The organism is Pseudomonas sp. GP01-A4, from assembly GCF_058780865.1.
In genome coordinates, this window is the sequence record NZ_JBYSWF010000019.1 from 14,799 (window position 1) to 41,478 (window position 26,680).

The 26,680-nt window shown below is 60.1% G+C and carries 33 protein-coding genes; 19 read left to right on the top strand and 14 right to left on the bottom strand.

The window, feature by feature from the left end; genetic code table 11:
- Positions 1-12 precede the first annotated feature (12 nt).
- Entirely contained in the window at positions 13-534 is a 522-nt protein-coding gene (gene yjgA, locus AC3WKX_RS13505; RefSeq protein WP_003216092.1) for a ribosome biogenesis factor YjgA, read from the bottom strand.
- A 108-nt stretch (positions 535-642) separates the two neighbouring features.
- Between yjgA and pmbA the strand changes: the two genes are divergently transcribed.
- From pmbA to AC3WKX_RS13535, 6 genes are all read left to right on the top strand, one after another.
- Positions 643-1,989, top strand: a complete 1,347-nt coding sequence (pmbA, locus tag AC3WKX_RS13510; protein ID WP_003216094.1) for a metalloprotease PmbA — start codon at positions 643-645, stop codon at positions 1,987-1,989.
- Between the two features lie 149 nt (positions 1,990-2,138).
- Positions 2,139-2,534, top strand: coding sequence for a hypothetical protein (locus AC3WKX_RS13515; RefSeq protein WP_008434319.1), 396 nt, complete (start codon positions 2,139-2,141; stop codon positions 2,532-2,534).
- Positions 2,527-3,903, top strand: coding sequence for a class II fumarate hydratase (locus tag AC3WKX_RS13520; RefSeq protein ID WP_008434316.1), 1,377 nt, complete (start codon positions 2,527-2,529; stop codon positions 3,901-3,903). Before AC3WKX_RS13515 ends, AC3WKX_RS13520 begins: the two co-directional genes overlap by 8 nt.
- A gap of 27 nt (positions 3,904-3,930) precedes the next feature.
- A complete protein-coding gene (locus AC3WKX_RS13525) occupies positions 3,931-4,374 on the top strand; it encodes a DUF2753 family protein (RefSeq protein WP_003216099.1) in 444 nt (147 codons plus the stop codon).
- Between the two features lies 1 nt (position 4,375).
- Positions 4,376-4,987 carry a superoxide dismutase gene (locus tag AC3WKX_RS13530; RefSeq protein WP_003216101.1) on the top strand — a complete coding sequence of 204 codons (612 nt, stop codon included), beginning with the start codon at positions 4,376-4,378 and terminating at the stop codon, positions 4,985-4,987.
- Positions 4,988-5,018: 31 nt separating this feature from the next.
- A complete protein-coding gene (locus AC3WKX_RS13535; RefSeq protein ID WP_087692866.1) occupies positions 5,019-5,912 on the top strand; it encodes a ZIP family metal transporter in 894 nt (297 codons plus the stop codon).
- Positions 5,913-5,925: 13 nt separating this feature from the next.
- Here the strand turns inward: AC3WKX_RS13535 and AC3WKX_RS13540 are convergent, their stop codons facing one another.
- Positions 5,926-6,876: a GlxA family transcriptional regulator gene (locus AC3WKX_RS13540; protein ID WP_087692865.1), complete on the bottom strand. Its 951-nt coding sequence runs from the start codon at positions 6,874-6,876 to the stop codon at positions 5,926-5,928.
- Between the two features lie 114 nt (positions 6,877-6,990).
- On the opposite strand from AC3WKX_RS13540, the gene AC3WKX_RS13545 reads away from it, so the two are divergent.
- Entirely contained in the window at positions 6,991-7,992 is a 1,002-nt protein-coding gene (locus AC3WKX_RS13545) for an SLAC1 anion channel family protein (RefSeq protein WP_102369902.1), read from the top strand.
- A 20-nt stretch (positions 7,993-8,012) separates the two neighbouring features.
- Here the strand turns inward: AC3WKX_RS13545 and AC3WKX_RS13550 are convergent, their stop codons facing one another.
- The 10 genes from AC3WKX_RS13550 to AC3WKX_RS13595 form a co-directional block, all read right to left on the bottom strand.
- Positions 8,013-8,285, bottom strand: coding sequence for an HPr family phosphocarrier protein (locus tag AC3WKX_RS13550; RefSeq protein ID WP_003216108.1), 273 nt, complete (start codon positions 8,283-8,285; stop codon positions 8,013-8,015).
- Between the two features lie 16 nt (positions 8,286-8,301).
- Positions 8,302-9,159, bottom strand: coding sequence for an RNase adapter RapZ (rapZ, locus tag AC3WKX_RS13555; protein ID WP_003216111.1), 858 nt, complete (start codon positions 9,157-9,159; stop codon positions 8,302-8,304).
- Positions 9,160-9,161: 2 nt separating this feature from the next.
- Positions 9,162-9,626, bottom strand: a complete 465-nt coding sequence (ptsN, locus tag AC3WKX_RS13560; protein WP_003216114.1) for a PTS IIA-like nitrogen regulatory protein PtsN — start codon at positions 9,624-9,626, stop codon at positions 9,162-9,164.
- 12 nt (positions 9,627-9,638) lie between these two features.
- Positions 9,639-9,944, bottom strand: coding sequence for a ribosome hibernation-promoting factor, HPF/YfiA family (gene hpf, locus AC3WKX_RS13565; protein WP_003216115.1), 306 nt, complete (start codon positions 9,942-9,944; stop codon positions 9,639-9,641).
- Between the two features lie 75 nt (positions 9,945-10,019).
- Complete coding sequence (locus AC3WKX_RS13570) at positions 10,020-11,513, bottom strand: RNA polymerase factor sigma-54 (protein WP_003216117.1); 1,494 nt, start codon at positions 11,511-11,513, stop codon at positions 10,020-10,022.
- Between the two features lie 184 nt (positions 11,514-11,697).
- The gene (lptB, locus tag AC3WKX_RS13575) at positions 11,698-12,423 is read right to left on the bottom strand and encodes an LPS export ABC transporter ATP-binding protein (protein WP_003216119.1); all 726 of its coding nucleotides are present in this window, start codon (positions 12,421-12,423) and stop codon (positions 11,698-11,700) included.
- The gene (gene lptA, locus AC3WKX_RS13580; RefSeq protein ID WP_023659193.1) at positions 12,423-12,995 is read right to left on the bottom strand and encodes a lipopolysaccharide transport periplasmic protein LptA; all 573 of its coding nucleotides are present in this window, start codon (positions 12,993-12,995) and stop codon (positions 12,423-12,425) included. Before lptA ends, lptB begins: the two co-directional genes overlap by 1 nt.
- Positions 12,982-13,554 (bottom strand): LPS export ABC transporter periplasmic protein LptC, encoded by a 573-nt coding sequence (lptC, locus tag AC3WKX_RS13585; protein ID WP_003216122.1) that lies wholly within the window; start codon positions 13,552-13,554, stop codon positions 12,982-12,984. The genes lptA and lptC overlap by 14 nt, the downstream gene beginning before the upstream one ends.
- 8 nt (positions 13,555-13,562) lie before the next feature.
- Positions 13,563-14,087: a KdsC family phosphatase gene (locus tag AC3WKX_RS13590; RefSeq protein ID WP_003216124.1), complete on the bottom strand. Its 525-nt coding sequence runs from the start codon at positions 14,085-14,087 to the stop codon at positions 13,563-13,565.
- Entirely contained in the window at positions 14,088-15,062 is a 975-nt protein-coding gene (locus tag AC3WKX_RS13595; RefSeq protein WP_003216126.1) for a KpsF/GutQ family sugar-phosphate isomerase, read from the bottom strand.
- A gap of 292 nt (positions 15,063-15,354) precedes the next feature.
- Between AC3WKX_RS13595 and AC3WKX_RS13600 the strand changes: the two genes are divergently transcribed.
- From AC3WKX_RS13600 to hisC, 10 genes are all read left to right on the top strand, one after another.
- Positions 15,355-16,164 carry an ATP-binding cassette domain-containing protein gene (locus AC3WKX_RS13600; RefSeq protein ID WP_003216128.1) on the top strand — a complete coding sequence of 270 codons (810 nt, stop codon included), beginning with the start codon at positions 15,355-15,357 and terminating at the stop codon, positions 16,162-16,164.
- Complete coding sequence (gene mlaE, locus AC3WKX_RS13605) at positions 16,164-16,961, top strand: lipid asymmetry maintenance ABC transporter permease subunit MlaE (RefSeq protein WP_003216131.1); 798 nt, start codon at positions 16,164-16,166, stop codon at positions 16,959-16,961. The genes AC3WKX_RS13600 and mlaE overlap by 1 nt, the downstream gene beginning before the upstream one ends.
- On the top strand, positions 16,961-17,428 hold the full coding sequence (mlaD, locus tag AC3WKX_RS13610; protein ID WP_003216133.1) for an outer membrane lipid asymmetry maintenance protein MlaD: 468 nt from the start codon (positions 16,961-16,963) through the stop codon (positions 17,426-17,428). The genes mlaE and mlaD overlap by 1 nt, the downstream gene beginning before the upstream one ends.
- Positions 17,429-17,439: 11 nt before the next feature.
- Positions 17,440-18,093, top strand: a complete 654-nt coding sequence (locus AC3WKX_RS13615; protein WP_003216135.1) for an MlaC/ttg2D family ABC transporter substrate-binding protein — start codon at positions 17,440-17,442, stop codon at positions 18,091-18,093.
- Positions 18,090-18,395 carry an STAS domain-containing protein gene (locus tag AC3WKX_RS13620; protein ID WP_003216137.1) on the top strand — a complete coding sequence of 102 codons (306 nt, stop codon included), beginning with the start codon at positions 18,090-18,092 and terminating at the stop codon, positions 18,393-18,395. The genes AC3WKX_RS13615 and AC3WKX_RS13620 overlap by 4 nt, the downstream gene beginning before the upstream one ends.
- 114 nt (positions 18,396-18,509) lie before the next feature.
- Positions 18,510-18,749 (top strand): BolA family protein, encoded by a 240-nt coding sequence (locus tag AC3WKX_RS13625; RefSeq protein WP_008434291.1) that lies wholly within the window; start codon positions 18,510-18,512, stop codon positions 18,747-18,749.
- Between the two features lie 23 nt (positions 18,750-18,772).
- Positions 18,773-20,038 (top strand): UDP-N-acetylglucosamine 1-carboxyvinyltransferase, encoded by a 1,266-nt coding sequence (gene murA, locus AC3WKX_RS13630; protein WP_003216140.1) that lies wholly within the window; start codon positions 18,773-18,775, stop codon positions 20,036-20,038.
- Between the two features lie 247 nt (positions 20,039-20,285).
- Positions 20,286-20,921 (top strand): ATP phosphoribosyltransferase, encoded by a 636-nt coding sequence (gene hisG, locus AC3WKX_RS13635; protein WP_003188599.1) that lies wholly within the window; start codon positions 20,286-20,288, stop codon positions 20,919-20,921.
- A gap of 127 nt (positions 20,922-21,048) precedes the next feature.
- Positions 21,049-22,374 carry a histidinol dehydrogenase gene (gene hisD / locus AC3WKX_RS13640; RefSeq protein ID WP_008434283.1) on the top strand — a complete coding sequence of 442 codons (1,326 nt, stop codon included), beginning with the start codon at positions 21,049-21,051 and terminating at the stop codon, positions 22,372-22,374.
- A gap of 3 nt (positions 22,375-22,377) precedes the next feature.
- Complete coding sequence (gene hisC, locus AC3WKX_RS13645; RefSeq protein WP_003216145.1) at positions 22,378-23,430, top strand: histidinol-phosphate transaminase; 1,053 nt, start codon at positions 22,378-22,380, stop codon at positions 23,428-23,430.
- 128 nt (positions 23,431-23,558) lie between these two features.
- Here hisC and AC3WKX_RS13650 read toward each other — a convergent pair whose 3' ends face one another.
- Together AC3WKX_RS13650 and upp are read right to left on the bottom strand one after the other, a co-directional pair.
- Positions 23,559-24,833, bottom strand: a complete 1,275-nt coding sequence (locus tag AC3WKX_RS13650) for a uracil-xanthine permease family protein (RefSeq protein WP_087692860.1) — start codon at positions 24,831-24,833, stop codon at positions 23,559-23,561.
- Positions 24,834-24,835: 2 nt separating this feature from the next.
- Positions 24,836-25,474 (bottom strand): uracil phosphoribosyltransferase, encoded by a 639-nt coding sequence (gene upp / locus AC3WKX_RS13655; protein WP_003216149.1) that lies wholly within the window; start codon positions 25,472-25,474, stop codon positions 24,836-24,838.
- Between the two features lie 165 nt (positions 25,475-25,639).
- Here upp and AC3WKX_RS13660 point away from each other — a divergent pair, with 165 nt between their 5' ends.
- Together AC3WKX_RS13660 and AC3WKX_RS13665 are read left to right on the top strand one after the other, a co-directional pair.
- Complete coding sequence (locus AC3WKX_RS13660; RefSeq protein WP_003216150.1) at positions 25,640-26,197, top strand: hypoxanthine-guanine phosphoribosyltransferase; 558 nt, start codon at positions 25,640-25,642, stop codon at positions 26,195-26,197.
- 3 nt (positions 26,198-26,200) lie between these two features.
- Positions 26,201-26,668 (top strand): WbuC family cupin fold metalloprotein, encoded by a 468-nt coding sequence (locus tag AC3WKX_RS13665; protein WP_102604701.1) that lies wholly within the window; start codon positions 26,201-26,203, stop codon positions 26,666-26,668.
- Positions 26,669-26,680: the final 12 nt, after the last annotated feature.

The window sequence follows — 26,680 nt, forward strand, 5'->3', positions numbered from 1 at the left end:
CGGGGAAGAGGGTCAGCGCAGGCCGCGTTGACTATCGTCCAGCTCACGGATGTATTTGAAGATTTTTCGGCTGGAGGCCGGTGGCTTGCTTTGCGCCAGTTCGTGCTGGGCCTGACGGATCAGGGAGCGCAATTGTTGGCGATCGGCATCCGGGTACTCGATGACGAACTTCTCCAGTACCGCGTCATCGCCAGCGATCAGGCGATCACGCCAGCGTTCCAGGTTATGGAAGCGCTCGTTGTACTGGCGAGTGGAGGCATCGAGTTGATCGAGCAACGTCAGAATGGCGTCAGTGTCCTGGTCGCGCATCAGTTTGCCGATGAACATGAGGTGCCGTTTACGCGCGATATTCGCGGTGTGCTTGGGCGCATCGTTCAGAGCCCGGCGCAGGGCGTCGGTCAATGGCAGTTTTGCACACAAGTCAGGCTTGAGTGTTGTAAGGCGCTCGCCGAGGTCAACCAGAGCATGCAGCTCGCGTTTGACCTGAGATTTGCTTTTCTCCCCATCGAGGGAGTCGTCGTAAGAATCAACCATGGTGGCAGTCCGCAAAGAAACGCCGCCATGATAACCAGTCGGGGGCCGCTTGTCCGGCCCGGTCGCTAGAAGGCCTTAACCGAAAGCAGAATTTGAGTGGAGAAAACCATGAGTGCAGCCCAAAGCGTCGGTCCGCAAGCGTTACCGGCACTGCAGGAACAAGTCGAGCAGATCATTGCCGAGGCCAAGCGCCAGGGGGCCAGTGCCTGTGAAGTGGCGGTGTCCCTGGAGCAGGGGTTGTCGACTTCGGTGCGCCAGCGGGAAGTGGAAACCGTCGAATTCAACCGCGACCAGGGGTTTGGCATCACCTTGTACGTGGGCCAGCGCAAGGGCTCGGCCAGCACTTCTGCCAGCGGCCCGGAAGCGATTCGCGAAACCGTTGCAGCAGCACTGGCGATTGCCAAGCACACCTCCGAAGATGAAAGCTCCGGCCTGGCTGATGCAGCCCTGATGGCTCGGGACTTGAAGGATTTTGACCTGTTCCATGCCTGGGACATCACCCCGGAACAGGCTATTGAACAGGCTTTGACCTGTGAAGCGGCGGCATTCGATGCCGACAGCCGGATCAAGAACGCCGATGGCACCACCTTGAGTACTCATCAGGGTTGCCGCGTATACGGCAACAGCCACGGTTTTATCGGCGGTTATGCCTCGACGCGTCACAGCCTGAGTTGCGTGATGATCGCCGAAGCCAACGGCCAGATGCAGCGTGATTACTGGTACGACGTGAACCGCCAGGGCGAATTGCTGATGGACCCGGTACTCATCGGCCAGCGTGCCGCGCAGCGTGCTGCCAGCCGCCTGGGCGCGCGCCCGGTGCCGACCTGTGAAGTGCCGGTGTTGTTCTCGGCGGAACTGGCCGGTGGTTTGTTCGGCAGTTTCCTTGGGGCGATTTCCGGCGGCAACCTGTACCGCAAGTCGTCGTTCCTGGAAGGTGCGATTGGCCAGAAGCTGTTCCCGGAATGGCTGACCATCGATGAGCGCCCGCACCTGATGCGCGCCATGGGCAGTTCGTCGTTTGACGGTGATGGCCTGGCCACCTATGCCAAGCCATTCGTCGAGAACGGTGAGCTGGTGTCCTATGTGCTGGGCACCTACGCCGGTCGCAAACTCGGCCTGCCAAGCACCGCCAACTCCGGTGGCGTACACAACCTGTTCATCACCCATGGCGATGAAGACCAGGCGGCGCTGTTGCGGCGCATGGGCCGTGGCTTGCTGGTCACCGAGTTGATGGGCCATGGCCTGAATATGGTCACGGGTGATTACTCCCGTGGTGCGGCGGGTTTCTGGGTGGAAAACGGCGAAATCCAGTTCGCCGTGCAGGAAGTGACCATCGCGGGCAACATGCGTGACATGTTCAAGCAGATTGTCGCGGTGGGTAATGACCTGGAACTGCGCAGCAACATCCGCACCGGTTCGGTGTTGATCGAAAAGATGACCGTCGCCGGCAGCTAACCCGCCGACAGGCGCCATAAAGAAGGCGCGCCACCCATTGGGTGGCGCGCCTTTTTTTGTGCCTGGAATTCCGAGTGATTTTCTCAGGCTCTTGTTTTGATTCTCAATATCATTTAATAATAAATATCATTACCGAATGAGTGTGGATCATGAGTTCTGTCCTGCATGAGGATCCCTACCTGGAAAGCTGGCGTTGGATGAGTCGTCAGATTCGTTGCGGCCTTGCTCCCGACGAGCCCCGCCTGATCGAACATTATCTGGCCGAAGGCCGGTACCTCGCCTGTTGCACTGCGACCCACCCGTGGACCATCGGCGAAACCTCATTCCGCCTGCTGCTGGACACCGCCTCCGACATCGCCTTGCCCTGGCACTGGCGGTCCATGTGCCTGGACCAGGCCTGGCGCCCGTTGCGCGACCTGGAAAAACTTTCCCACTGTGCCTGCCGCCTCAAGCGCTGGCAGACCTTTGCCTGGCAATTGGCGACCTGCGAATTGCTGCCATCGATTTCTCACTCTGACCTGGTGCAAGGATCTTCCGATGAGTAACACCCGTATCGAACGCGACAGCATGGGCGAACTGCAAGTGCCCGCCGAGGCCCTGTATGGCGCACAAACCCAGCGTGCGGTGAACAACTTTCCCATCAGCCACCAGCGCATGCCGGCGCAGTTCATTCGTGCGTTGATCCTGGCCAAGGCTGCCGCCGCTAAAGCCAACGTCGAGCTGAAACAACTGAGCGAAGCCCAGGGCAAGGCCATCGTTGATGCCGCCCAAGGCTTGCTGGAAGGCGATTTCATGCAGCATTTCCCGGTGGATATCTTCCAGACCGGTTCCGGCACCAGCTCCAACATGAACGCCAACGAAGTGATTGCGACCCTCGCCAGCCGCTTGCTGGGCGAGCCGGTCAACCCTAACGATCACGTCAACTGCGGCCAGAGCAGCAATGACATCATCCCGACCACCATTCACGTCAGTGCGGCGCTGGTGCTGCATGAGCAAACCCTGCCGGCGCTGCTGCACCTGGTCCAGGTGATCGAGCACAAGGCCGAGGAGGTGCACCGTTTCGTCAAGACCGGTCGGACGCATCTGATGGACGCCATGCCGGTGCGCATGAGCCAGGTGCTCAATGGCTGGGCGCAGCAGCTCAAGGCCAATATCGGCCATCTGCAAGACCTGCTGCCGAGCTTGCAGGCGCTGGCCCAGGGTGGCACTGCAGTCGGCACCGGGATCAATGCGCATCCGGAGTTTGCAGCGCGCTTCAGCCAGCAACTGAGCAGCCTGACCCACGTCCAGTTCACCCCAGGCAAGAACCTGTTCGCGCTGATCGGCTCCCAGGACACGGCCGTCGCGGTCTCCGGGCAGCTCAAGACCACCGCCGTGTCCCTGATGAAAATCGCCAACGACCTGCGCTGGATGAACTCCGGCCCATTGGCGGGCCTTGGTGAAATCGAGCTGGAAGGCCTGCAGCCGGGCTCTTCGATCATGCCCGGCAAGGTCAACCCGGTGATCCCGGAAGCCACCGCCATGGTTGCCGCACAAGTCATCGGCAACGACACGGTGATTACCATCGCCGGCCAGTCCGGCAACTTCGAACTCAACGTGATGCTGCCGATCATTGCCCAGAACCTGCTCGGCAGCCTGGAGTTGCTGGCCAACTCCAGCCGACTGCTGGCCGACAAGGCCATCGCCAGCTTCAAGGTCAACGAAGCCAAGCTCAAGGAAGCGCTGTCGCGCAATCCGATCCTGGTGACCGCACTCAACCCGATCATCGGTTACCAAAAGGCCGCCGAAATCGCCAAGAAGGCCTATCAACAAGGCCGTCCGGTGATTGATGTGGCGCTCGAACATACCGACTTGCCCCGCAGCCAACTGGAAATCCTGCTGGATCCGGAAAAGCTCACGGCCGGCGGCGTGTAATCACCGACCCTGCTTTGGAGGCTCACCATGGAGCACTGGAAACGCACGATCGAACGGGCCAATCGCTGCTTTATGGCGGGCGAGCTGGTAGATGCCCGCGAGGCCTACCTGCAAGCCCTGGCCCTGGCTCAAGTGTTGTTTGAGCGCTGGGCGGATGCCGACGAAGCGGTGGCGGCTTGCGTCATTTCCCATCACAACCTGGCCGATCTGCACTTGCGCCTGAACCAGCCGGAAGAAAGCGCGGAATACCTCTGCGCCATTCACCAGCGCCTGTTGCAGACCATGCAAGACACCCGTCTTAACCCGCTATTGCGGGAAGCGGCCCTGCGTCAGAGCAGCAAGACCTACGTCGAACTGCTGAATTTCATCAGCGATCACGGTGAGTACCCACGTACCCACCGCCTGCTGGGCAGCAACGTGGCGCCATCGGATGCGTCGACCCGCAACAGCCCTTTTTATGGAGCTCATTGATATGTCCTACACCTTGCCGGCCTTGCCTTACGCCTACGATGCCCTTGAACCGCATATTGACGCGCAAACCATGGAGATCCATTACACCAAGCACCACCAGACCTACATCAACAACCTCAACGCAGCCGTCGAAGGCACCGAGTTTGCCGCTTGGCCGGTGGAGAAACTGGTGTCCAGCGTCCAGCAACTGCCGGAAAAGCTGCGGGCGGCGGTGATCAACCAGGGCGGCGGCCACGCCAACCACTCGTTGTTCTGGGCTGTCATGTCGCCCAAGGGCGGCGGCAAGCCAGACGGCGCGCTGGGTAACGCCATCGACGAGCAGTTGGGCGGTTTCGACGCCTTCAAAGAGGCCTTCACCAAAGCTGCCTTGACCCGTTTCGGCAGCGGCTGGGCGTGGTTGAGCGTGACGCCGCAAAAGACCCTGGTGGTGGAAAGCAGCGGCAACCAGGACAGCCCGTTGATGAACGGCAATACGCCAATCCTCGGCCTGGACGTCTGGGAACACGCTTATTACCTGCTGTACCAGAACCGTCGTCCGGAATACATCAATGCGTTCTACAGCGTCATCAACTGGCCGGAAGTTGCCGGCCGCTACCAGGCTGCGCTGGGCTGAAACTCCTCTATAACAAGATCTAAGGCCGACTATGGGCACTGAAACACTGGCGATCAGCAGCGTGCGAATGTTTCGTTATGCGTTTGGCTCGCTGCTGCTATTGGCAGGAACTGCATTGCTGGTGGCCCAAGGGCTGGCCTGGCTTGACCTGGAACCGCGCATCCTGCGTGCCTTGCAGGGCGGGGCCATCTGCGCGCTCGGCACCGCCCTGGGTGCCGTGCCGGTACTGGTGATCCGCCGGATGCCATTGGCGGTGAGCGACACGCTGCTCGGCTTCGGTGCCGGGGTGATGTTGGCCGCTACGGCGTTTTCGCTGATCGTGCCGGGTATTGCGGCTGCCCAAAGCCTGGGGCTGACGCCATGGGGCGCCAGTGGATTGATCAGTTTCGGCATCATGCTGGGCGCGTTCGGGCTGTATCTGGTGGATCGCAAGGTCTCCGGCGCGAGCCCGGAAATGCTGGTGGGCAGTCCGGATCATCCGGTGATACCGCCGCGTATCTGGCTGTTTGTGTTCGCCATCATTGCCCACAACATTCCCGAAGGCATGGCCGTGGGTGTCTCGGCAGGCGGCGGCATGCCGGATGCCGACAGCCTCGCCATGGGTATTGCCTTGCAGGATGTGCCGGAGGGACTGGTGATTGCGTTGGTGCTGGCCGGGGCAGGGATGTCGCGGGTCAAGGCGTTCCTGATCGGCGCAGCGTCAGGGCTGGTGGAGCCGGTGTTTGCGGTGCTGTGTGCCTGGCTGGTGAGCCTGGCTCAGGTGCTGTTGCCGCTGGGGCTGGCGCTGGCGGCCGGGGCCATGCTGCTGGTGGTGACTCACGAAGTCATTCCCGAGTCGCGGCGCAATGGCCATGACAAGCTCGCCAGCCTGGGGCTGTGTATCGGGTTTTGCTTGATGATGGTGATGGATACGGCGTTGGGCTGAGGCTGTCGCACTTCTACAAGAAGCGCTTGCGGTAGTCGCTGGGGGTAACGCCCAGGCGGCGAACGAAGGCGCGCCGGAACCCATCAACATTGGCATAGCCGACCTGATCGGCCAGGCGTTTGAGCGAGACATTCGACCCTTCGATCAGCCGCCGTGCCTGGTCGATACGTGCCAGCTCCACGAACTCGGCAGGGGTGAATCCACCCTCGGCCTTGAATACCCGGGCAAAGTTGCGTTCGCTCATGTCAGCGCGCTGGGCCAGCAATGCCACGCTCAGGTCTGCGGCCAGGTTGTCGACGATATAGGTCTGTATCTGGCGAATGTTCGTGCGCTCTGCGGTCTGTGCCGCCAGTTGGGCGCTGAACTGTGACTGGCCGCCCGGCCGTTTGAAGTACATCACCATTTCCCTGGCCACACTGAGCGCCAAATCCCGGCCGTGGTCCTCCTCGACTAACGCGAGCGCCAGATCCATACCGGCCGTCACACCGGCGGAGGTGTACAGGTTACCGTCGCGGATAAAAATGCTGTCCGGTTCGACCACGGCATCGGGGTATTGCCTGGCCAGCAATGCACTGGAATTCCAGTGCGTGGTGACGCGTCGCCCGACCAGCAAGCCAGCAGCCCCCAGCACAAAAGCGCCACTGCAAACCGAGCCTATCCGCCGCACGCGCGTGGCCTGGTAGCGTACCCAGTCCCGCAGGTGGGCGTCGTGTGCCACGTCATTCACGCTGGGGCTTCCAGCGATCAGCAGCGTATCGATAGCCCCCTTGAACGTCTCGATGGAGTCATCCGTGGCCAGGCGAAGCCCATTGGTTCCCTTGATCTGCCCGGCGACGGTACCGATGACCGAGATCCTGTATGCACGGGAATTGCCCAATTGCCTGGCCGCTTCAGCGAACACATCGGCAGGGCCCACGACATCCAGCATTTGCACGCGGGGAAATGCCAGGAGGGCAATTCGCATGGTGTCGGTCTCCGTAGTGGAAATGGCTGAAATCGTCGTTAAGCGACACTATAGGACAGAGGGGAGGTAGGCGACACTGTCCGTCACGTGCTTTATCGTCAACCGGAGACCCGCATGAGCATCTGTAACGCGCCACTTCCCCCCTTCGCTGTCGAATCGAGCGAGCGGTCGGGGTCCATCAAGAATCTTCCCATCAATTTGTTTGGCGCCGTGATGGGGTTGGCCGGCTTGAGCCTGGCCTGGCAGTCCGCCAGTGAATATGTGGCTTACGCGCAAATGATCGGAGCGGTCATTGGTGGGTTTGCCATTCTGGTGTTTATCGCACTGGTGGCGGGGTATCTCACCAAATGGGTTAAATACCCTGCGGCGGTCAAAGCCGAGTTCAATCACCCGATATCAGGAAATTTCTTTGGCACGGTGACGATCGCGTTGCTGCTGCTGTCGGCAGTCGTAGGCTCAGCTAGCACCCTGATCAGCCAGGGGCTTTGGATGTTGGGTAGCCTGCTGACCATGATCCTGGCGGCAATTGTGCTCTCGCGACTGTTGTCCGGTAATCAGGAGTCGCAATATGCGGTGCCTGCCTGGCTGATCCCGGGGGTGGCGGCGCTCGACATCGCGGTGACAGGTGCCCACATGCCCATGGCGTGGGCATACGAGTTCAATCTGTTCGCGATGGCGGTAGGGAGTGTGATTGCGCTGGTGTTCTTCACGCGAATTTTTTCACGTCTGGTTCACGAGCCGGTGATGGCCAAAGGTATGACACCTTCGCTGATGATACTTATCGCCCCCTTTGAAGTCGGCTTTCTGGCTTACACCAACTTCTTTGGCAGCGTCGACTACTTTGCCAGCGTGCTCTTCTACTTTGGCCTGTTCCTGTTTGGGGTGCTGGCATTCAAAGTATTCCGTCAGGCCGCGCCTTTTTCTCCTGCCTGGTGGGCAATCAGCTTTCCGATTGCGGCATTGAGCAACGCTGCGTTGAAATATGCCGATGCCAAAGGAGGCGTGATCCTGGAAGCGATTGCCTATCTGATCCTGGCTTTCCTGACGATCGCCCTGGCCGTACTGACGGTCAAGACGTTGAAGATTCTGTTCAACGGCAAACTGCTGTCCAACTGACGCAGGGGAGGGGCGATTACCTACTCGCCCTCATCAAAGAAATTATTGATCAACGCTACCAGGGCATCCATCGCTTCCTGCTCTTGCTCGCCTTCGGTCTTCAAATGAATCTTCGTGCCCTTGCCCGCAGCCAGCATCATCATGGCCATGATGCTTTTGCCGTCGACCATGGATTCCGGGGTACGCCCGGCGCGGATCTGGCAAGGGAACTGCCCGGCGACGCCGACGAACTTGGCCGAGGCCCGGGCGTGCAGGCCCAGCTTGTTGATGATTTCAATTTCCAGAGCGGGCATCGCGGGGGTGTTCCTTTCAGCTGAGGTCGCGGTGGCGAACCTGGACGTTCTTGAGGGTTTGTTGCAGCACCTTGCCCAGGCGTTCGGTCAGGTAGACGGATCGGTGGTGGCCGCCGGTGCAGCCAATGGCGATGGTGACATAAGCCCGATTGCTGGCCGCAAAACGCGGCAGCCACTTGAGCAGGTAGCTGGAGATGTCCTGGTACATTTCCTCGACATCCGGTTGCGCCGCCAGGTACTCGGCCACAGGTTGGTCCAGCCCCGACTGATCGCGCAGTTCCGGCTTCCAGTACGGGTTGGGCAGGCAGCGCACATCGAACACCAGGTCGGCATCCACCGGCATGCCGCGCTTGAAACCGAACGACTCGACAAGGAACGCCGTGCCCGGCTCCGGCTGGTTCAGCAGACGCAGCTTGATCGCATCCCGCAGTTGATACAGGTTCAGGCTGGTGGTGTTGATCTTGAGGTCGGCCAGGTCAATGATCGGCCCCAGCAGTTTGGTCTCGTCCTCGATGGCTTCGGCCAGGGAACGATGAGGGCTGCTCAACGGGTGGCGGCGACGGGTTTCAGAGAAGCGCTTGAGCAGGGTCTCTTCGTCGGCGTCCAGGTACAGCACATCGCAATGGATATGCTTGGCCCGCACTTCTTCGAGCAGTTCAGGAAAGCGTGTGAGGTGGCTGGGCAGGTTGCGGGCGTCGATCGACACGGCGACCAGCGGTTGCGCCAACTCGGTATGAATCAGCGCGCGTTCCGCCAGTTCCGGTAGCAGGCCGGCGGGCAGGTTGTCGATGCAATAGAAGCCGTTGTCCTCAAGAACATTGAGGGCCGTGCTTTTACCTGAGCCGGAACGGCCGCTGACGATGATCAAACGCATGATTAATGCCCGTTTTGTTCATCCAGGACAACCTGGTAGAGCGCCTCATTGCTTGAGGCACTACGCAGTTTGTCGCGTACGTCCTTGCGGTCGAGCATGCTGGCGATCTGCCGAAGCAGTTCCAGGTGCGCATCGGTGGCAGCTTGCGGGACCAGCAGCACGAACAGCAGGTCGACCGGCGCGCCGTCGATGGCGTCGAAATCGATAGGGGCGTCCAGGTGCAGCAGGGCGCTGACTGGAGACTCACAGCCTTGCAGGCGGCAGTGAGGAATGGCGATGCCGTTGCCAAAGCCGGTGGAGCCGAGCTTTTCACGGGCGATCAGGGCCTCGTACACAGCTTGCGTATCCAGTTCGGGCACTTCGCGGCCGATCAGGTTGGCAATTTGTTCGAGGGCGCGCTTTTTACTGCCGCCCGGCACGTTCACGAGGGAACGGCCGGGGGTCAGGATGGTTTCAAGTCGGATCATGGGTGGGGAGTGTTAGCGGCCAGTGCCTTGAAGAAGGCTCTGCTGCTTTTCCTTATGCTTTTTAAGTTGGCGGTCAAGCTTGTCTGTGAGCAAGTCGATTGATGCATACATGTCTTCATGTTCGGCATTGGCGACCACTTCGCCACCGGGTATCTGAAGTGTCGCTTCGATTTTCTGCTGAAGCTTGTCGACCTTCATGATGACCTGAACGTTGGTGATCTTGTCGAAATGGCCCTCAAGCTTCTTCAGCTTCAGCTCGACGTATTCGCGCAATGGAGGGGTGACTTCTACATGGTGTCCACTGATGTTGACTTGCATACAGCTTCTCCTTCGTTGCCAGTGCATAAAGCGGCGGGTAGGAATACCCGCCACTGGAACGCTATGGCCCGCCCGTCACATCAAACGCTTACGCTCGCTGGAAGGCGCGATCCCTAGGGACTCGCGGTACTTGGCGACGGTTCGACGGGCGACCTGAATGCCTTGTGCCTCCAGTAAACCAGCGATCTTGCTGTCACTCAACGGCTTTTTCTGATTTTCCGCGGCAACCAGTTTTTTGATGATCGCGCGGATCGCCGTGGACGAGCATTCGCCGCCTTCGGAGGTGCTGACGTGGCTGGAGAAAAAGTATTTCAGCTCATATATACCCCGTGGGGTATGCATGAATTTTTGCGTGGTCACCCGGGAAATAGTTGATTCGTGCATGCCCACCGCCTCGGCGATGTCGTGCAGTACCAGCGGCTTCATTGCTTCATCGCCGTATTCCAGGAAGCCGCGCTGGTGCTCGACGATCTGGGTGGCGACTTTCATCAGGGTTTCGTTGCGGCTTTGCAGGCTCTTGATGAACCAGCGGGCTTCCTGCAGTTGGTTACGCATGAAGGTGTTATCGGCGCTGGTGTCGGCGCGGCGCACAAAACCTGCGTATTGCGGATTGACCCGCAGGCGCGGCACCGATTCCTGGTTCAGCTCCACCAGCCAGCGTTCGTTGTCCTTGCGCACAATCACGTCGGGCACGACATATTCGGCTTCGCTGGACTCGATCTGCGAGCCCGGGCGTGGGTTGAGGCTCTGCACCAGCTCGATGATCTGGCGCAGGTCATCTTCCTTGAGCTTCATGCGGCGCATCAACTGGCTGTAGTCGCGGCTGCCCAGCAGGTCGATATAGTCGGTGACCAGGCGCTGCGCTTCGCTCAGCCAAGGCGTCTTGGCCGGCAATTGGCGCAGTTGCAGCAGCAGGCACTCGCTGAGGTTGCGGGCGCCGATGCCGGCCGGCTCGAATTGCTGGATGCGGTGCAGGACGGCTTCGATTTCGTCCAGTTCGATGTCCAGTTCCGGGTCGAACGCCTCGAGGATCTCCTCAAGGGTCTCGTCCAGGTAGCCCTGGTTGTTGATGCAATCGATCAGGGTCACGGCGATCAGGCGATCGGTATCGGACATCGGTGCCAGGTTCAGCTGCCAGAGCAAATGGCTTTGCAGGCTCTCGCCGGCTGATGTGCGGGTGGTGAAGTCCCACTCGTCGTCATCGTTGCTGGGCAGGCTGCTGGCGCTGGTCTGGTAGACGTCTTCCCAGGCGGTATCCACGGGAAGTTCGTTGGGAATGCGTTCGTTCCATTCGCCTTCCTCAAGGTTATCCACCGTAGGGGCGGTTTCCTGGTAGGAGGGTTCCTGTACGTCGGGGTTGGGCTTTTGCTCGATGTTGTCGGCCAGCGGGTCTGCATTATCGAAGTCGTCGCCTTCTTCCTGGCGTTCGAGCATCGGATTGGACTCCAGGGCCTCCTGGATTTCCTGTTGCAGGTCCAGGGTCGACAATTGGAGCAGGCGGATGGCCTGTTGCAGCTGCGGTGTCATCGTCAGCTGCTGGCCCATTCTCAGGACTAGCGATGGTTTCATGGCAGGGGCTTAACACCTTATTCGCCGGCGCAATGCGCCATCCACGACAGGGCGCGTGAGCGCCAAACATAAGCAAATTATATGCCTGATATCGGGGGCTTTGCCTAGAGCGCGGTAACAATAAAAATACTGAGGTTTTTATTGACTACCGCGCTCCATGGCGAATGGCCTGATACCACCGTGTTTACAGGCGGAACTCGTGACCCAGATACACTTCCTTGACCAGTTCGTTGGCCAGGATAGTGGCAGAGTCACCTTCGGCAATCAGCTGTCCATCGTTGACGATGTAGGCGGTTTCGCAGATATCGAGCGTCTCACGGACGTTGTGGTCGGTGATCAAAACACCGATGCCCTTGGCCTTGAGATGATGGATGATCTGCTTGATGTCGCCGACCGAGATCGGGTCGACACCGGCGAAAGGTTCGTCCAGCAGGATGAACTTGGGCGCCGTGGCCAGCGCGCGGGCGATTTCCACACGACGACGCTCGCCGCCGGAAAGGCTCATGCCGAGGTTGTCGCGAATGTGGTTGATGTGGAATTCCTGCAGCAGGCTTTCCAGCTCTTTCTTGCGCCCGGCGCGGTCGAGTTCCTTGCGGGTCTCGAGGATGGCCATGATGTTGTCGGAAACCGACAGTTTGCGGAAGATCGATGCTTCCTGGGGAAGATAGCCGATACCCGCTTGCGCACGGCCGTGCATAGGCTGGTGGCTCACGTCCAGGTCGTCGATCAGGACGCGGCCTTGATCGGCCTGCACCAGGCCGACGATCATGTAGAAGCAGGTGGTCTTGCCGGCACCGTTGGGGCCGAGCAAACCGACGATCTGGCCGCTGTCGATCGACAGGCTGACGTCACGCACGACCTGACGGCTTTTATAAGCCTTGGCCAGATGCTGGGCTTTCAGGGTTGCCATTAATTCGCCTTCTTCGCGTCGGGTTTCGGCGCCGGCTGGGCTGCGCCCGGTTTCTGCTTCGGCTGGATAACCATGTCGATACGCGGCTTCGGCGTGCTGATTTTCGAGCCGGTAGCACGGCCGGCCTGGGCGATCTGCTTCACCGTGTCGTAGACGATTTTTTCGCCGTCGGTGGTGTTGCCGTCATTGATGACCCGGGCCTGGTCGATCAGCACGATGCGGTTTTGCTGGGCGTGGTACTGGATCGTCTTGCCATAGCCTTTGACCGGCGTAGGGTCGCCCACTTTCTGCAGTTGTTCGAAATACGCCAGGTTGCCCACCGAAGTGACCACGTCGATATCGCCCGCCGGGGTACGAGTCAGTGTCACGGTGTTACCCGTCACTTTCATCGAGCCCTGGGTGATGATCACGCTGCCCGTGTAGGTCGCGATACCTTGCTTGTCATCCAGCTGCGCATCGTCAGCCTGAATGTGGATCGGTTGCTGGCTATCGTTCGGCAGAGCCCAGGCGCTCACGCTTCCCAGTGCTGCGCCCAGGCCGAGCAAAATAGGGAGGGTTTTAACGAGCCTCATACTGTCCTCTTACGTTCGATAGCAGGTGTATCCTGCTTTCTTTCAAATACGCTTTCATTCCCTTGCCAGTCGATACACCGCCAGCGCCGTCAATTCTAACGTCTTGCTCGGTCTGCGCATATTGCTTCTGTGGGAATACGGTCATGCGACTGCTGGTAATAATGGTGTCGCGGTTCTTGGCGTCAGTGCGGGCTACCCGCACCGAGTCAATCAGTTCCACTTGGGTGCCGTCCGGGTTGACCTCGCCACGCTCGCTGGTGACGTGCCATGGAAATTCGGCGCCGCGGTACAGGTTCATGTCCGGCTTGGTCAGCAAAGTGACCTCGGATGCCTTCAAGTGTTCGACCTTGTCGGAGGTCATTTCATACTGGACCTTGCCATCGGGCAGGTACTGGATGCTGTGGGCGTTGATGGCGTAATAGTCGATAGCACTCTCGTCAACCTGTGCAACCGGCTTGTCGAGGAAGCGCTCCGGGCTGATATTCCAGTAGCCGACCGCGAGGAAAACCGCGGCGATGACTGCAAGTATCAGGAAATTGCGAATCTTTTTACTCAGCATAAAACGCTCTATAGGTAGGCGGCGTGGGCCGCTTCAAGGCTGCCTTGGGCGCGCAGAATCAACTCGCAGAACTCGCGGGCGGCGCCTTCGCCGCCGCGGGCGGTGGTTACACCATGGGCGTGTTCGCGAACGAACGCCGCCGCATTGGCCACGGCCATGCCCAGGCCGACCCGGCGAATCACCGGCAGGTCGGGTAAATCGTCACCCAGGTACGCAACCTGCTCATAGCTTAGGTTGAGTTGGCCAAGAAGCTCGTCCAGAACCACCAGTTTATCCTCGCGGCCCTGATACAGGTGAGGAATACCCAGGTTTTGTGCGCGGCGTTCCACAACCGGGGTCTTGCGACCGCTGATGATGCCGGTTTGCACGCCCGCCGCCATCAGCATCTTGATGCCCTGGCCGTCGAGGGTGTTGAACGTCTTGAATTCGCTGCCGTCTTCCAGAAAGTACAGGCGGCCATCCGTCAGCACGCCGTCGACGTCGAAAATCGCCAGCTTGATGTGCTTGCCCCGTTGCATCAGGTCGGTGGTCATCTACATCACTCCCGCACGCAGCAAGTCGTGCATGTTCAGGGCGCCAACCGGACGGTCGTCGCTGTCGACCACCACCAGCGCCAGGATCTTGTGGTCTTCCATGATCTTCAGTGCTTCGGCCGCGAGCATGTCAGGGCGTGCGGTCTTGCCGTGAGGCGTCATGACTTCGTCGATGGTGGCGGTCTGGATGTCGAGGTTGCGGTCCAGGGTGCGGCGCAGGTCGCCGTCGGTGAAGACCCCGGCCAGCCGCCCGTCGGACTCCAGGATTACGGTCATGCCCAGGCGCTTGAGGGTCATTTCCATCAAGGCATCTTTCAGCAAGGTGCCGCGTGGCACTTGTGGCAGCTCGTCGCCGGCGTGCATGACGTTTTCCACTTTCAGCAGCAGGCGACGGCCAAGGGCGCCGCCCGGGTGGGAAAACGCGAAGTCTTCGGCGGTAAACCCGCGGGCTTCCAGCAATGCCACGGCCAGCGCATCGCCCATGACCAGGGCGGCGGTGGTGGAGGAGGTCGGTGCCAGGTTCAGCGGGCAGGCCTCGTGGGCAACGTGCACGTTCAAATTCACTTCGGCGGCTTTTGCCAGCGTCGAGTCCGGGTTGCCGGTCACGCTGATCAGCTGGATACCCAGGCGCTTGATCAGCGGCAGCAGGGTCACGATTTCGTTGGTGGTGCCGGAGTTGGACAGTGCCAGGATGATGTCGTCCCGGGTGATCATGCCCATGTCGCCGTGGCTGGCTTCGGCCGGATGCACGAAGAACGCGGTGGTCCCGGTGCTCGCCAGGGTGGCGGCGATCTTGTTGCCGACATGCCCGGATTTGCCCATGCCGACCACCACTACGCGGCCCTTGCTGGCCAGAATCATCTCGCAGGCGCGTACGAAATCCGCGTCGATATGGGCCAGCAAGCCTTCTACGGCTTCAAGCTCGAGGCGGATGGTGCGTTGTGCGGATTGAATAAGGTCGCTGGATTGGCTCATGTCTGAAATCGTATAGCCTGACGAAAAGTCGGCGATTATAACGGTAATGATCAATTCCCTCACACAAGTTCGTCAGGCTTTATTCAATCCACCTGTGGTTGAGATTGAACCTCAGCCAGGATTTTTTAGCTGTCCTGTTTCTGAACAAGCTCTGTTCCGGCCTTGGGGGCGCTGTACCAGCAGTGATATAGTTCGCGGCCAGTTCGGTCCGCACGGCCTTTTTGTCTATTCGGCGCAAGCATTTGTCGAAAACAAAGTGTCTGAGTGAAAGGCTGCATCCCAAGGAGTTTAGATGAGTGCCGATAACGCCTACGCGGTCGAGCTGAAGGGCCTTTCCTTCAAGCGCGGTACGCGCAGCATCTTCAATAATGTGGATATTCGCATTCCCCGCGGCAAAGTCACGGGCATCATGGGGCCTTCCGGCTGCGGCAAGACTACGCTGCTGCGCCTGATGGGCATGCAATTGCGCCCCTCCGCCGGTGAAGTCTGGGTCAATGGCCAGAACCTGCCGACCCTTTCGCGCAGTGACCTGTTCGATGCCCGCAAACACATGGGCGTCCTGTTCCAGAGCGGCGCGTTGTTTACCGATCTCGATGTTTTCGAAAACGTGGCGTTCCCGCTGCGGGTGCATACACAGCTGTCCGATGAAATGATTCGTGACATTGTGTTGCTGAAATTGCAGGCCGTCGGGCTGCGCGGTGCTATCGATTTGATGCCCGACGAGTTGTCCGGAGGCATGAAGCGTCGTGTCGCCCTGGCGCGTGCCATCGCCCTCGACCCGCAGATTCTCATGTACGACGAGCCTTTCGTTGGCCAGGACCCGATTGCCATGGGGGTGCTGGTACGCCTGATCCGCCTGCTCAATGATGCGTTGGGTATCACCAGTATCGTGGTTTCCCACGACCTGGCCGAGACCGCGAGCATTGCCGACTACCTATATGTAGTGGGCGATGGCCAGGTGCTGGGGCAGGGCACGCCTGAAGAACTGATGAACGCAGACAACCCGCGCATTCGCCAATTCATGACCGGCGATCCCGATGGCCCGGTGCCTTTTCACTTTCCGGCAGCGGACTACCGCTCAGATCTTCTGGGGAAGCGCTGATGCGCAAGACATCATTACTCGAAAAGGTTCGCCTTTTCGGTCGCTCCGGCATCGATATCATCGGTGTGCTGGGGCGTTCGACGATTTTCCTGTTTCATGCCTTGCTCGGCCGCGGCGGTATTGGCGGCGGTTTCGGCCTGCTGATCAAGCAATTGCACTCCGTGGGCGTGATGTCCCTGGTGATCATCGTGGTCTCCGGGGTGTTCATCGGCATGGTGTTGGCGCTGCAAGGCTTCAATATCCTCTCCAGCTACGGGTCCGAGCAGGCTGTTGGGCAGATGGTTGCCCTGACGCTGTTGCGTGAGTTGGGCCCGGTGGTGACCGCGCTGCTGTTTGCCGGGCGCGCAGGTTCTGCGCTGACGGCCGAAATCGGCAACATGAAGGCCACCGAGCAGCTGTCCAGCCTGGAAATGATCGGCGTCGATCCACTCAAGTACATTGTTGCCCCGCGCCTGTGGGCCGGCTTCATCTCCCTGCCACTGCTGGCGATGGTATTCAGCGTGGTCGGGATCTGGGGCGGTTCATGGGTGGCGGTTGACTGGTTGGGCGTCTACGACGGCTCCTACTGGGGCAACATGCAAAACAGCGTGACCTTCAGCGGCGACGTGCTCAACGGCATCATTAAAAGCATCGTCTTCGCCTTTGTAGTGACCTGGATCGCCGTATTCCAAGGCTATGACTGTGAGCCCACCTCAGAAGGGATCAGTCGCGCCACCACCAAGACCGTTGTGTACGCCTCGCTGGCGGTACTGGGCCTTGACTTCATTTTGACCGCCTTGATGTTTGGAGATTTCTGATGCAAAACCGCACTGTGGAAATCGGTGTCGGCCTTTTCTTGCTGGCTGGCATCCTGGCTTTACTGTTGCTCGCCCTGCGAGTCAGCGGCCTATCGGCCAGCCCCACCGCCGATACTTATAAACTTTACGCCTACTTCGACAATATCGCCGGTTTGACTGTCAGAGCTAAAGTGACCATGGCGGGTGTAACCATCGGCAAGGTCACGGCAATCGATCTGGACCGCGACAGCTTCACCGGCCGTGTGACCATGCAGGTGGACAAGAAGGTAGATAACCTGCCGACTGACTCCACTGCGTCTATCCTCACCGCTGGCCTGCTGGGCGAGAAGTACATCGGCATCAGCGTCGGCGGGGAATCTGCCCTGCTCAAGGATGGTTCGACCATTCATGACACACAGTCGTCGTTGGTGCTGGAGGACTTGATCGGTAAATTCCTGCTCAATACCGTCAATAAAGACGCCAAATGAGGAATGTGTTCATGATCTCTACTTTGCGACGTGGCCTGTTGGTACTGCTCGCGGCACTGCCGTTGATGGCTAACGCCGCTGCCGGCGGTTCTGCGCATGACCTGGTGCAGGACACCACCAACAAGATGTTGGCTGACCTGAGTGCCAACAAGGAAAAGTACAAGCAGGACCCGAGTCAGTTCTATAACGCGCTGAACACGATTGTCGGGCCTGTTGTTGATGCTGAAGGTATTTCCAAAAGCATCATGACCGTCAAGTACTCGCGCAAGGCTACGCCTGCGCAGATGCAGACATTCCAGGAAAACTTCAAGAAGGGCTTGTTCCAGTTCTACGGCAACGCCCTGCTGGAGTACAACAACCAGGGGATTACCGTCGCCCCTGCCGGGGATGAGTCGGGTGACCGCACCAGCGTCAACATGAGCGTCAAGGGCAACAACGGCGCGGTCTACCCTGTGCAGTACACGCTCGAGAAGGTCAACGGCGAGTGGAAACTGCGTAACGTGATCATCAACGGCATCAACATTGGCAAGCTGTTCCGTGACCAGTTCGCGGATGCCATGCAGCGCAATGGCAACGACCTGGACAAAACCATCAACGGTTGGGCCGGTGAAGTGGCCAAGGCCAAGGAAGAAACCGACAAAGCTGCCGGGAAGCCTGCCCAATGACCGAGTCGGCCATTCGCCTTGGCGAGTCCGGTGAGCTGTTGCTCAGCGGCGTGCTGGATTACAGCACTGGACCCGCCCTGCGCAAGCAGGGCCAGGCGCTGATCAATGCCAGTACCGCTCCTGCGCTGGTGCTGGATTGCTCGGCGGTGGTGAAGTCCAGCAGCGTCGGCTTGTCGTTGCTGCTGTGTTTCATGCGCGATGCGCAGGCCGTCAAAAAGCCGGTGAGCATTCGTGCATTGCCCGAAGACATGCGTGAAATCGCTGAGGTTTCCGGTCTGACCGAGCTGTTGGCGCATCCTTAATACACATTATTAAAGAAGCCCCCCGTCAGAGTCCTGCTATGCGGGGTTCGCAGGCGCGGGGCTTTTTTGTATGATGTGCGACCCGCGCGCACTGGGCGCCCATAGAGGTTGATCATGCAGGCCCTAGAAGTTAAAAGCTTCCTTGAAGGAAAGCTGCCCGAAACTAATGTTGAAGTTGAGGGCGAAGGCTGCAATTTCCAGCTGAACGTGATTAGCGATGAACTGGCGGCATTGAGCCCGGTCAAGCGTCAGCAGCAGATCTATGCCCATTTGAACCCGTGGATCACCGATGGCAGCATCCATGCGGTCACTATGAAATTTTTCAGCCGCGCGGCCTGGGCCGAGCGCACCTGAGCCCCCAAGGCGTCGAGATTCTTATGGATAAATTGATTATTACCGGCGGTGCTCGTCTTGATGGCGAGATCCGTATTTCCGGGGCGAAGAACTCCGCCCTGCCGATCCTGGCAGCGACCTTGCTGTGCGATGGTCCGGTTACCGTGGCCAACCTGCCGCACCTGCATGACATCACCACCATGATCGAGTTGTTCGGTCGCATGGGCATCGAGCCGGTGATCGACGAGAAACTCAGCGTCGAAATCGACCCGCGCACCATCAAGACCCTGATCGCACCGTACGAGCTGGTGAAAACCATGCGCGCCTCGATCCTGGTACTGGGCCCGATGGTTGCCCGTTTCGGCGAAGCCGAAGTCGCACTGCCTGGCGGTTGCGCCATCGGTTCGCGTCCGGTGGACCTGCACATCCGTGGCCTCGAAGCCATGGGTGCAACCATTGACGTCGAAGGCGGCTACATCAAGGCCAAGGCGCCGGAAGGCGGCCTGCGTGGCGCAAACTTCTTCTTTGATACCGTCAGTGTGACCGGTACCGAGAACATCATGATGGCCGCTGCCCTGGCCAATGGCCGCAGCGTGCTGCAAAACGCCGCGCGCGAGCCGGAAGTGGTCGACCTGGCCAACTTCCTGATCGCCATGGGTGCCAACATCACCGGCGCCGGCACCGACACCATCACCATTGATGGCGTGAAACGCCTGCATTCGGCTACCTACAAGGTGATGCCGGACCGCATCGAGACCGGTACCTATCTGGTCGCGGCTGCCGTCACCGGTGGCCGTGTCAAGGTCAAGGACACTGATCCGACCATCCTCGAAGCCGTCCTGGAAAAACTCAAGGAAGCCGGCGCCGAGATCACCACCGGTGAAGACTGGATCGAGCTGAACATGCATGGCAAGCGGCCAAAAGCCGTTAACGTGCGTACCGCTCCGTACCCGGCGTTCCCGACCGACATGCAGGCGCAGTTCATTTCCCTGAACGCGATTGCCGAAGGCACCGGTGCCGTGATCGAGACCATCTTCGAAAACCGCTTCATGCACGTGTACGAGCTGCACCGCATGGGCGCCAAGATCCAGGTCGAAGGCAACACCGCCATCGTGACCGGTATCGAGAAGCTCAAGGGCGCGCCAGTGATGGCTACCGACCTGCGTGCCTCCGCCAGCCTGGTGATCTCGGCGTTGTGCGCTGACGGCGACACCCTCATCGACCGCATCTACCACATAGACCGTGGTTACGAGTGCATCGAAGAGAAGCTGCAGATGCTCGGCGCGAAAATCCGCCGCGTGCCGGGCTAGTTCCAGGAACTGCAAACACGTTCATTGTGGCGAGGGAGCTTGCTCCCGCTGGACTGCGCAGCAGTCGCAGTCTTTTTAAACAAAGATCAGGGCCGCTTCGCGCCCCAGCCGGAGCAAGCTCCCTCGCCACATGACGATGTATGCTGTTAGCTGATTTGTTTCAAGTCGAGGCTGTAATGGCCTCGATCTGTGTCTGGCGCCGATTGCGACCGGACAGCAATAGCCTGATGAAGGACTGACGTTTCCCATGTTGACCATCGCACTGTCCAAGGGCCGCATCCTTGACGACACTTTGCCGCTTCTGGCTGAAGCGGGCATCGTGCCGACCGAGAATCCGGACAAGAGCCGCAAGCTGATCATCCCCACGACCCAGGACGACGTTCGCCTGCTGATCGTGCGTGCCACCGATGTGCCAACTTACGTTGAACATGGCGCGGCCGACCTCGGCGTCGCGGGCAAAGACGTGTTGATGGAATATGGCGGCCAGGGCCTGTACGAGCCGCTGGACCTGCGTATCGCCCTGTGCAAGCTGATGACCGCCGGCCGTGTCGGTGACGTCGAGCCTAAGGGCCGCCTGCGGGTGGCGACCAAGTTCGTCAACGTTGCCAAGCGTTACTACGCCGAGCAGGGTCGTCAGGTCGATATCATCAAGCTCTACGGCTCGATGGAGTTGGCACCGCTGATCGGCCTGGCCGACAAGATCATCGACGTGGTCGACACCGGCAACACCCTGCGCGCCAACGGCCTGGAGCCCCAGGACTTTATCGCCGACATCAGCTCCCGGCTGATCGTCAACAAAGCTTCGATGAAAATGCAGCACGCCCGTATCCAGGCGTTGATCGACACCCTGCGCAAGGCAGTGGAGTCTCGACACCGCGGTTGACTCACCCGCGCGGCCTCAAGCCGCGCCCGTCTATCCGCCTCATAGCCAGAATTCTCAGGTGCCCAAGCGGATCGACTGCTAACTTTCGGCGCCTGAGCATTTTTGCCATTCCTATGAGGCCCTCGCTATGACCACGTCCACTGCAATTGCCCGACTCAACGCTGCCGACCCGGATTTCGCCCATCATCTGGATCATCTGCTGAGCTGGGAAAGCGTGTCCGACGATTCGGTCAACCAGCGGGTGCTCGACATCATCAAGGCCGTGCGCGAGCGCGGTGACGCGGCGCTGGTTGATTTTACCCGGCAGTTCGATGGCCTGGATGTCGCCTCCATGGCCGACCTGATCCTGCCCCGCGAACGCCTGGAACTGGCCTTGACCCGCATCACCGCGCCCCAGCGCGAAGCCCTGGAAGTGGCGGCCGCGCGGGTGCGCAGCTACCACGAGAAACAGAAACAGGATTCCTGGAGCTACACCGAGGCCGACGGCACCGTACTGGGCCAGAAGGTCACGCCGCTGGACCGTGCCGGCCTGTACGTGCCGGGCGGCAAAGCGTCGTACCCGTCCTCGGTACTGATGAACGCGATTCCGGCCAAGGTGGCCGGCGTGACCGAAGTGGTCATGGTGGTGCCTACCCCGCGCGGCGAAATCAACGAACTGGTGCTGGCAGCGGCCTGCATCGCGGGCGTTGATCGCGTGTTCACCATCGGTGGCGCCCAAGCGGTAGCGGCCCTGGCCTACGGTACCGAAAGCGTGCCGAAGGTCGACAAGGTGGTTGGCCCGGGCAACATCTACGTGGCCACGGCCAAGCGCCATGTATTTGGCCAGGTCGGCATCGACATGATCGCCGGCCCTTCGGAAATCCTCGTGGTGTGTGACGGCCAGACCGACCCGGACTGGATCGCCATGGACCTGTTCTCCCAGGCCGAGCACGACGAAGACGCCCAGGCGATCCTCGTCAGCCCGGATGCCGAATTCCTGGACAAGGTCGCCGCCAGCATCGCCAAGCTGCTGCCGACCATGGAGCGCGCCGAGATCATCGAGAAGTCGATCAATGGCCGTGGCGCCCTGATCCTGGTCCGCGACATGGAGCAGGCCATCGAAGTGGCCAACCGTATCGCCCCGGAACACCTGGAGTTGTCCGTCGCCGACCCACAAGCCTGGCTGCCGCTGATTCGCCACGCCGGCGCGATCTTCATGGGCCGCCACACCAGCGAAGCCCTGGGCGACTACTGCGCAGGTCCCAACCACGTGCTGCCCACGTCGGGCACTGCGCGGTTCTCCTCGCCGCTGGGCGTGTATGACTTCCAGAAGCGCTCGTCGATCATCTTCTGCTCGCCAGAGGGCGCGTCGGAGTTGGGCAAGACCGCTTCCGTGCTGGCCCGTGGCGAGTCGCTGACCGCCCACGCCCGCAGCGCCGAATACCGCATCGTTGACGATAAGCAGGGGAACTGAAACATGAGCAAATTCTGGAGCCCGCTCGTCAAGGATCTCGTGCCTTACGTGCCCGGTGAGCAACCGAAGCTGACCAAGCTGGTAAAACTCAACACCAATGAAAACCCCTACGGCCCATCGCCCAAGGCGCTGGCTGCCATGCAGGCCGAGCTGAACGACAATCTGCGTTTGTACCCGGACCCCAACAGCGACCTGCTCAAGCAGGCGGTGGCCAAGTACTACGGGATCGACGCGGGCAAGGTGTTCCTCGGCAACGGCTCCGATGAAGTCCTGGCGCACATCTTCCACGGTTTGTTCCAGCACGACCTGCCGCTGCTGTTCCCGGACATCAGCTACAGCTTCTACCCGGTGTACTGCGGCCTGTACCGCATTGCCTTCGACGCAGTGCCGCTGGATGAACAGTTCCAGATCCGCGTGTCGGACTACGCCAGGCCCAACGGCGGGATCATCTTCCCGAACCCGAACGCGCCGACCGGTTGCGTGATGGCGCTGGACGCCGTGGAGCAAATCCTCAAGGCCAGCCCGGACTCGGTGGTGGTGGTCGATGAAGCCTATATCGACTTCGGCGGCGAGACCGCCATCAGCCTGGTGGACCGTTACCCGAACCTGCTGGTGACCCAGACCCTCTCCAAGTCGCGCTCCCTGGCCGGTTTGCGGGTGGGCCTGGCCGTGGGCCACCCGGACCTGATCGAGGCGCTGGAGCGGGTCAAGAACAGCTTCAACTCCTACCCGCTGGACCGTCTGGCGATTGTCGGCGCGGCCGCCGCTTTTGAAGACCGCGAATACTTCCGGAACACCTGCAAGTTGGTGATCGATAGCCGTGAAAAGCTGGTGGCGCAACTGCAGGCCAAGGGGTTTGAAGTACTGCCGTCGGCGGCCAACTTCATCTTTGCCCGGCATCCAGGGCACGACGCTGCCGGGCTGGCGGCCAAGGTGCGGGAGCAGGGGGTGATTGTGCGGCACTTCAAGCAGGAGCGGATTGCCCAGTTCCTGCGGATCAGTATTGGCACGCCTGAGCAGAACCAGGCGCTGATCGATGCGTTGGGTGAGCTGTAAGCCACACTGAAACTCAAAAAATGTGGGAGCGGGCTTGCTCGCGAATGCGGTGGTTCAGTCACTGATGTGCTGAATGACACACTGCATTCGCGAGCAAGCCCGCTCCCACACTGGTTTTGCGTTGGCAGTTAGATCAGCGGCTCATCCGGCTTCCTGTTCTTCCAGCCGTCATTGCCCGGCAGCAGCAGATTCAACGCAATCGCTACCACCGCACACAGGGCGATGCCCTTCAGGCCAAAGTCATCCGGGCCAGTGCCGGTGCCTACCAACACACCGCCAATCCCGAACACCAGGGTCACCGACACAATCACCAGGTTGCGCGCTTCGCCAAGGTCGATCTTGTGGCGGATCAGGGTGTTCATCCCCACTGCGGCAATCGAGCCGAACAGCAGGCACAGAATACCGCCCATCACCGGGACTGGAATGCTTTGCAGCAGCGCGCCGAACTTGCCGATAAACGCCAGGCTGATGGCAAATACCGCCGCCCAGGTCATGATCTTCGGGTTGTAGTTCTTGGTCAGCATCACCGCGCCCGTCACTTCCGCGTAGGTCGTGTTGGGCGGGCCGCCGAACAGGCCGGCAGCGGTGGTGGCGATCCCGTCACCCAGCAGGGTGCGGTGCAGGCCAGGCTTCTTCAGGTAGTCGCGACCGGTCACGCTGCCCACCGCAATCACACCACCGATGTGTTCGATCGCCGGGGCCAGGGCCACCGGGACGATAAACAGGATCGCCTGCCAGTTGAATTCCGGCGCGGTGAAGTGGGGCAGGGCGAACCACGGTGCGGCGGCGATCTTCGCGGTGTCGACTACGCCGAAGTAGAACGACATAGCGAAACCCACCAGCACGCCGGAGATGATCGGCACCAGGCGGAAAATGCCTTTGCCGAACACCGCCACGATCAACGTGGTCAGCAGCGCCGGCATCGAGATCAGCATGGCGGTCTGGTAGTGGATCAACTCGCTGCCGTCACCGGCCTTGCCCATCGCCATATTGGCCGCAATCGGCGCCATGGCCAGGCCAATGGAAATGATCACCGGCCCGATCACCACCGGCGGCAGCAGCCGGTCGATGAAACCGGTGCCCTTGATCTTCACGGCCAGGCCCAGGAAGGTGTAAACGAAGCCGGCCGCCATCACGCCACCCATGGTCGCCGCGAGGCCGAACTGGCCCTTGGCGAGAATGATCGGGGTGATAAACGCAAAGCTCGACGCCAGGAACACCGGTACCTGGCGCCCGGTAACCACCTGGAACAACAATGTGCCCAAGCCTGCGGTAAACAGGGCGACGTTTGGATCGAGACCGGTGATCAGCGGCATCAACACCAGCGCGCCAAATGCTACGAAGAGCATCTGTGCGCCAGACAGGATCTGGCGCCAAAGCGGGTCGTTGAACTCATCCTGCATGGTCACGCGTCCTTCTGCTTGGTACCGAAGATCTTGTCGCCGGCATCGCCCAGGCCCGGGATGATGTAGCCATGTTCATTCAGGCGTTCATCGATGGATGCGGTGTAGATCAACACGTCCGGGTGGGCTTTCTCGACGGCGGCGATGCCTTCGGGAGCGGCCACCAGCACCATGGCGCGGATGTCCTTGCAACCGGCTTTTTTCAGCAGGTCGATGGTGGCAACCATGGAGCTGCCGGTGGCGAGCATCGGGTCGATGATCATCGCCAGGCGCTCGTCGATTTCCGGTACCAGTTTTTCCAAGTAGGTGTGGGCCTGCAGCGTCTCTTCGTTGCGGGCCACGCCTACGGCGCTGACCTTGGCACCCGGGATCAGGCTGAGCACGCCTTCGAGCATGCCGATACCGGCACGCAGGATCGGCACCACGGTAATCTTCTTGCCGGCGATTTTCTCGACCTGGACGGGACCACACCAACCGGCGATCTCGTAGTTTTCCAGGGGCAGGTCTTTGGTCGCCTCGTAGGTGAGCAGCGCTCCGACTTCCTGAGCAAGCTCACGGAAGTTCTTCGTGCTAATGTCGGCGCGGCGCATAAGGCCGAGTTTATGTCGGATCAGCGGATGGCGGATCTCACGGATGGGCATGGGGAAAGGCTCCGGCGGCGGGCAAAAAAACCGGCCTAGATTAATCTATCCGAGGGTGTTGTCCTATAGACATCTAGTACGTTAGTCCATTAAGGCTTGAACGTTGGGCCTCACATGCGTACCTTTGCCCGCTTTTCTTGCCACAGCACCCCCTTGGAGAGCGCCATGTCCGCTGATCTCGAGCATATCCGTCAAATCATGCGCGAGGCTGACTGCCTGTACACCGAAGCGCAAGTCGAAGAGGCCATCGCCAAGGTCGGCGCGCACATCTCCCGTGAAATGGCCGACACCAACCCGGTGGTCTTTTGCGTGATGAACGGTGGCCTGATTTTCGCCGGTAAATTGCTCACCCACCTGCAATTCCCGCTGGAAGCGTCCTACCTGCACGCCACTCGCTATCGCAATGAAACCAGTGGCGGCGACCTGTTCTGGAAAGCCAAGCCGGAAGTCTCGTTCATCGACCGCGACGTGCTGATCATCGACGACATCCTCGACGAAGGTCACACCCTGGGCGCGATCATCGACTTCTGCAAACACGCCGGCGCGCGCAAGGTGCACACTGCCGTGCTGATCGACAAGGACCACGACCGCAAGGCCCGTCCGGACCTGAAAGCCGATTACGTGGGTCTGCCGTGCATTGACCGTTACATCTTCGGTTACGGCATGGACTACAAAGGCTACTGGCGCAACGCCAATGGGATTTACGCCGTTAAGGGGATGTAATCAATGGCCAGCTTTCTTGATCAAACGCTGTTTGCGGAGCTGGCCGAGAAAGCGGCTGGCAGCCCTCGTGGCCGGCATCACCACAACTTTCATCAGATGGAAGAGCCATGCCATCGCATGGCTGTCGGCATGCAGCCCAGCACCTATGTGCCGCCTCATTGTCATTTGAGTGCCGATAAGGCGGAAACCTTGCTGGTGCTGAAGGGCAGCCTGGGCTTGTTGATCTTCAGCGAGACCGGCGAGGTGCTGGCCAAGCGCGTGATGCAGGCGGGCGGTGAGTGCCAGGGCGTCGATTTGCCGCCCGGGGTGTTTCACGGCCTGGTGGTGCTGGAGCCAGATACTTTGATGTTCGAATGCAAAGCCGGACCGTATCGACCGGTGGGAGAGGGTGAGCTGGCCAGTTGGGCTCCCCGTGAAGGCGACGCTGAAGTGGCTGAGTATCAGCGCTGGATGCTTGCCCAGTTCGATTGAGCTAAAGTGCTG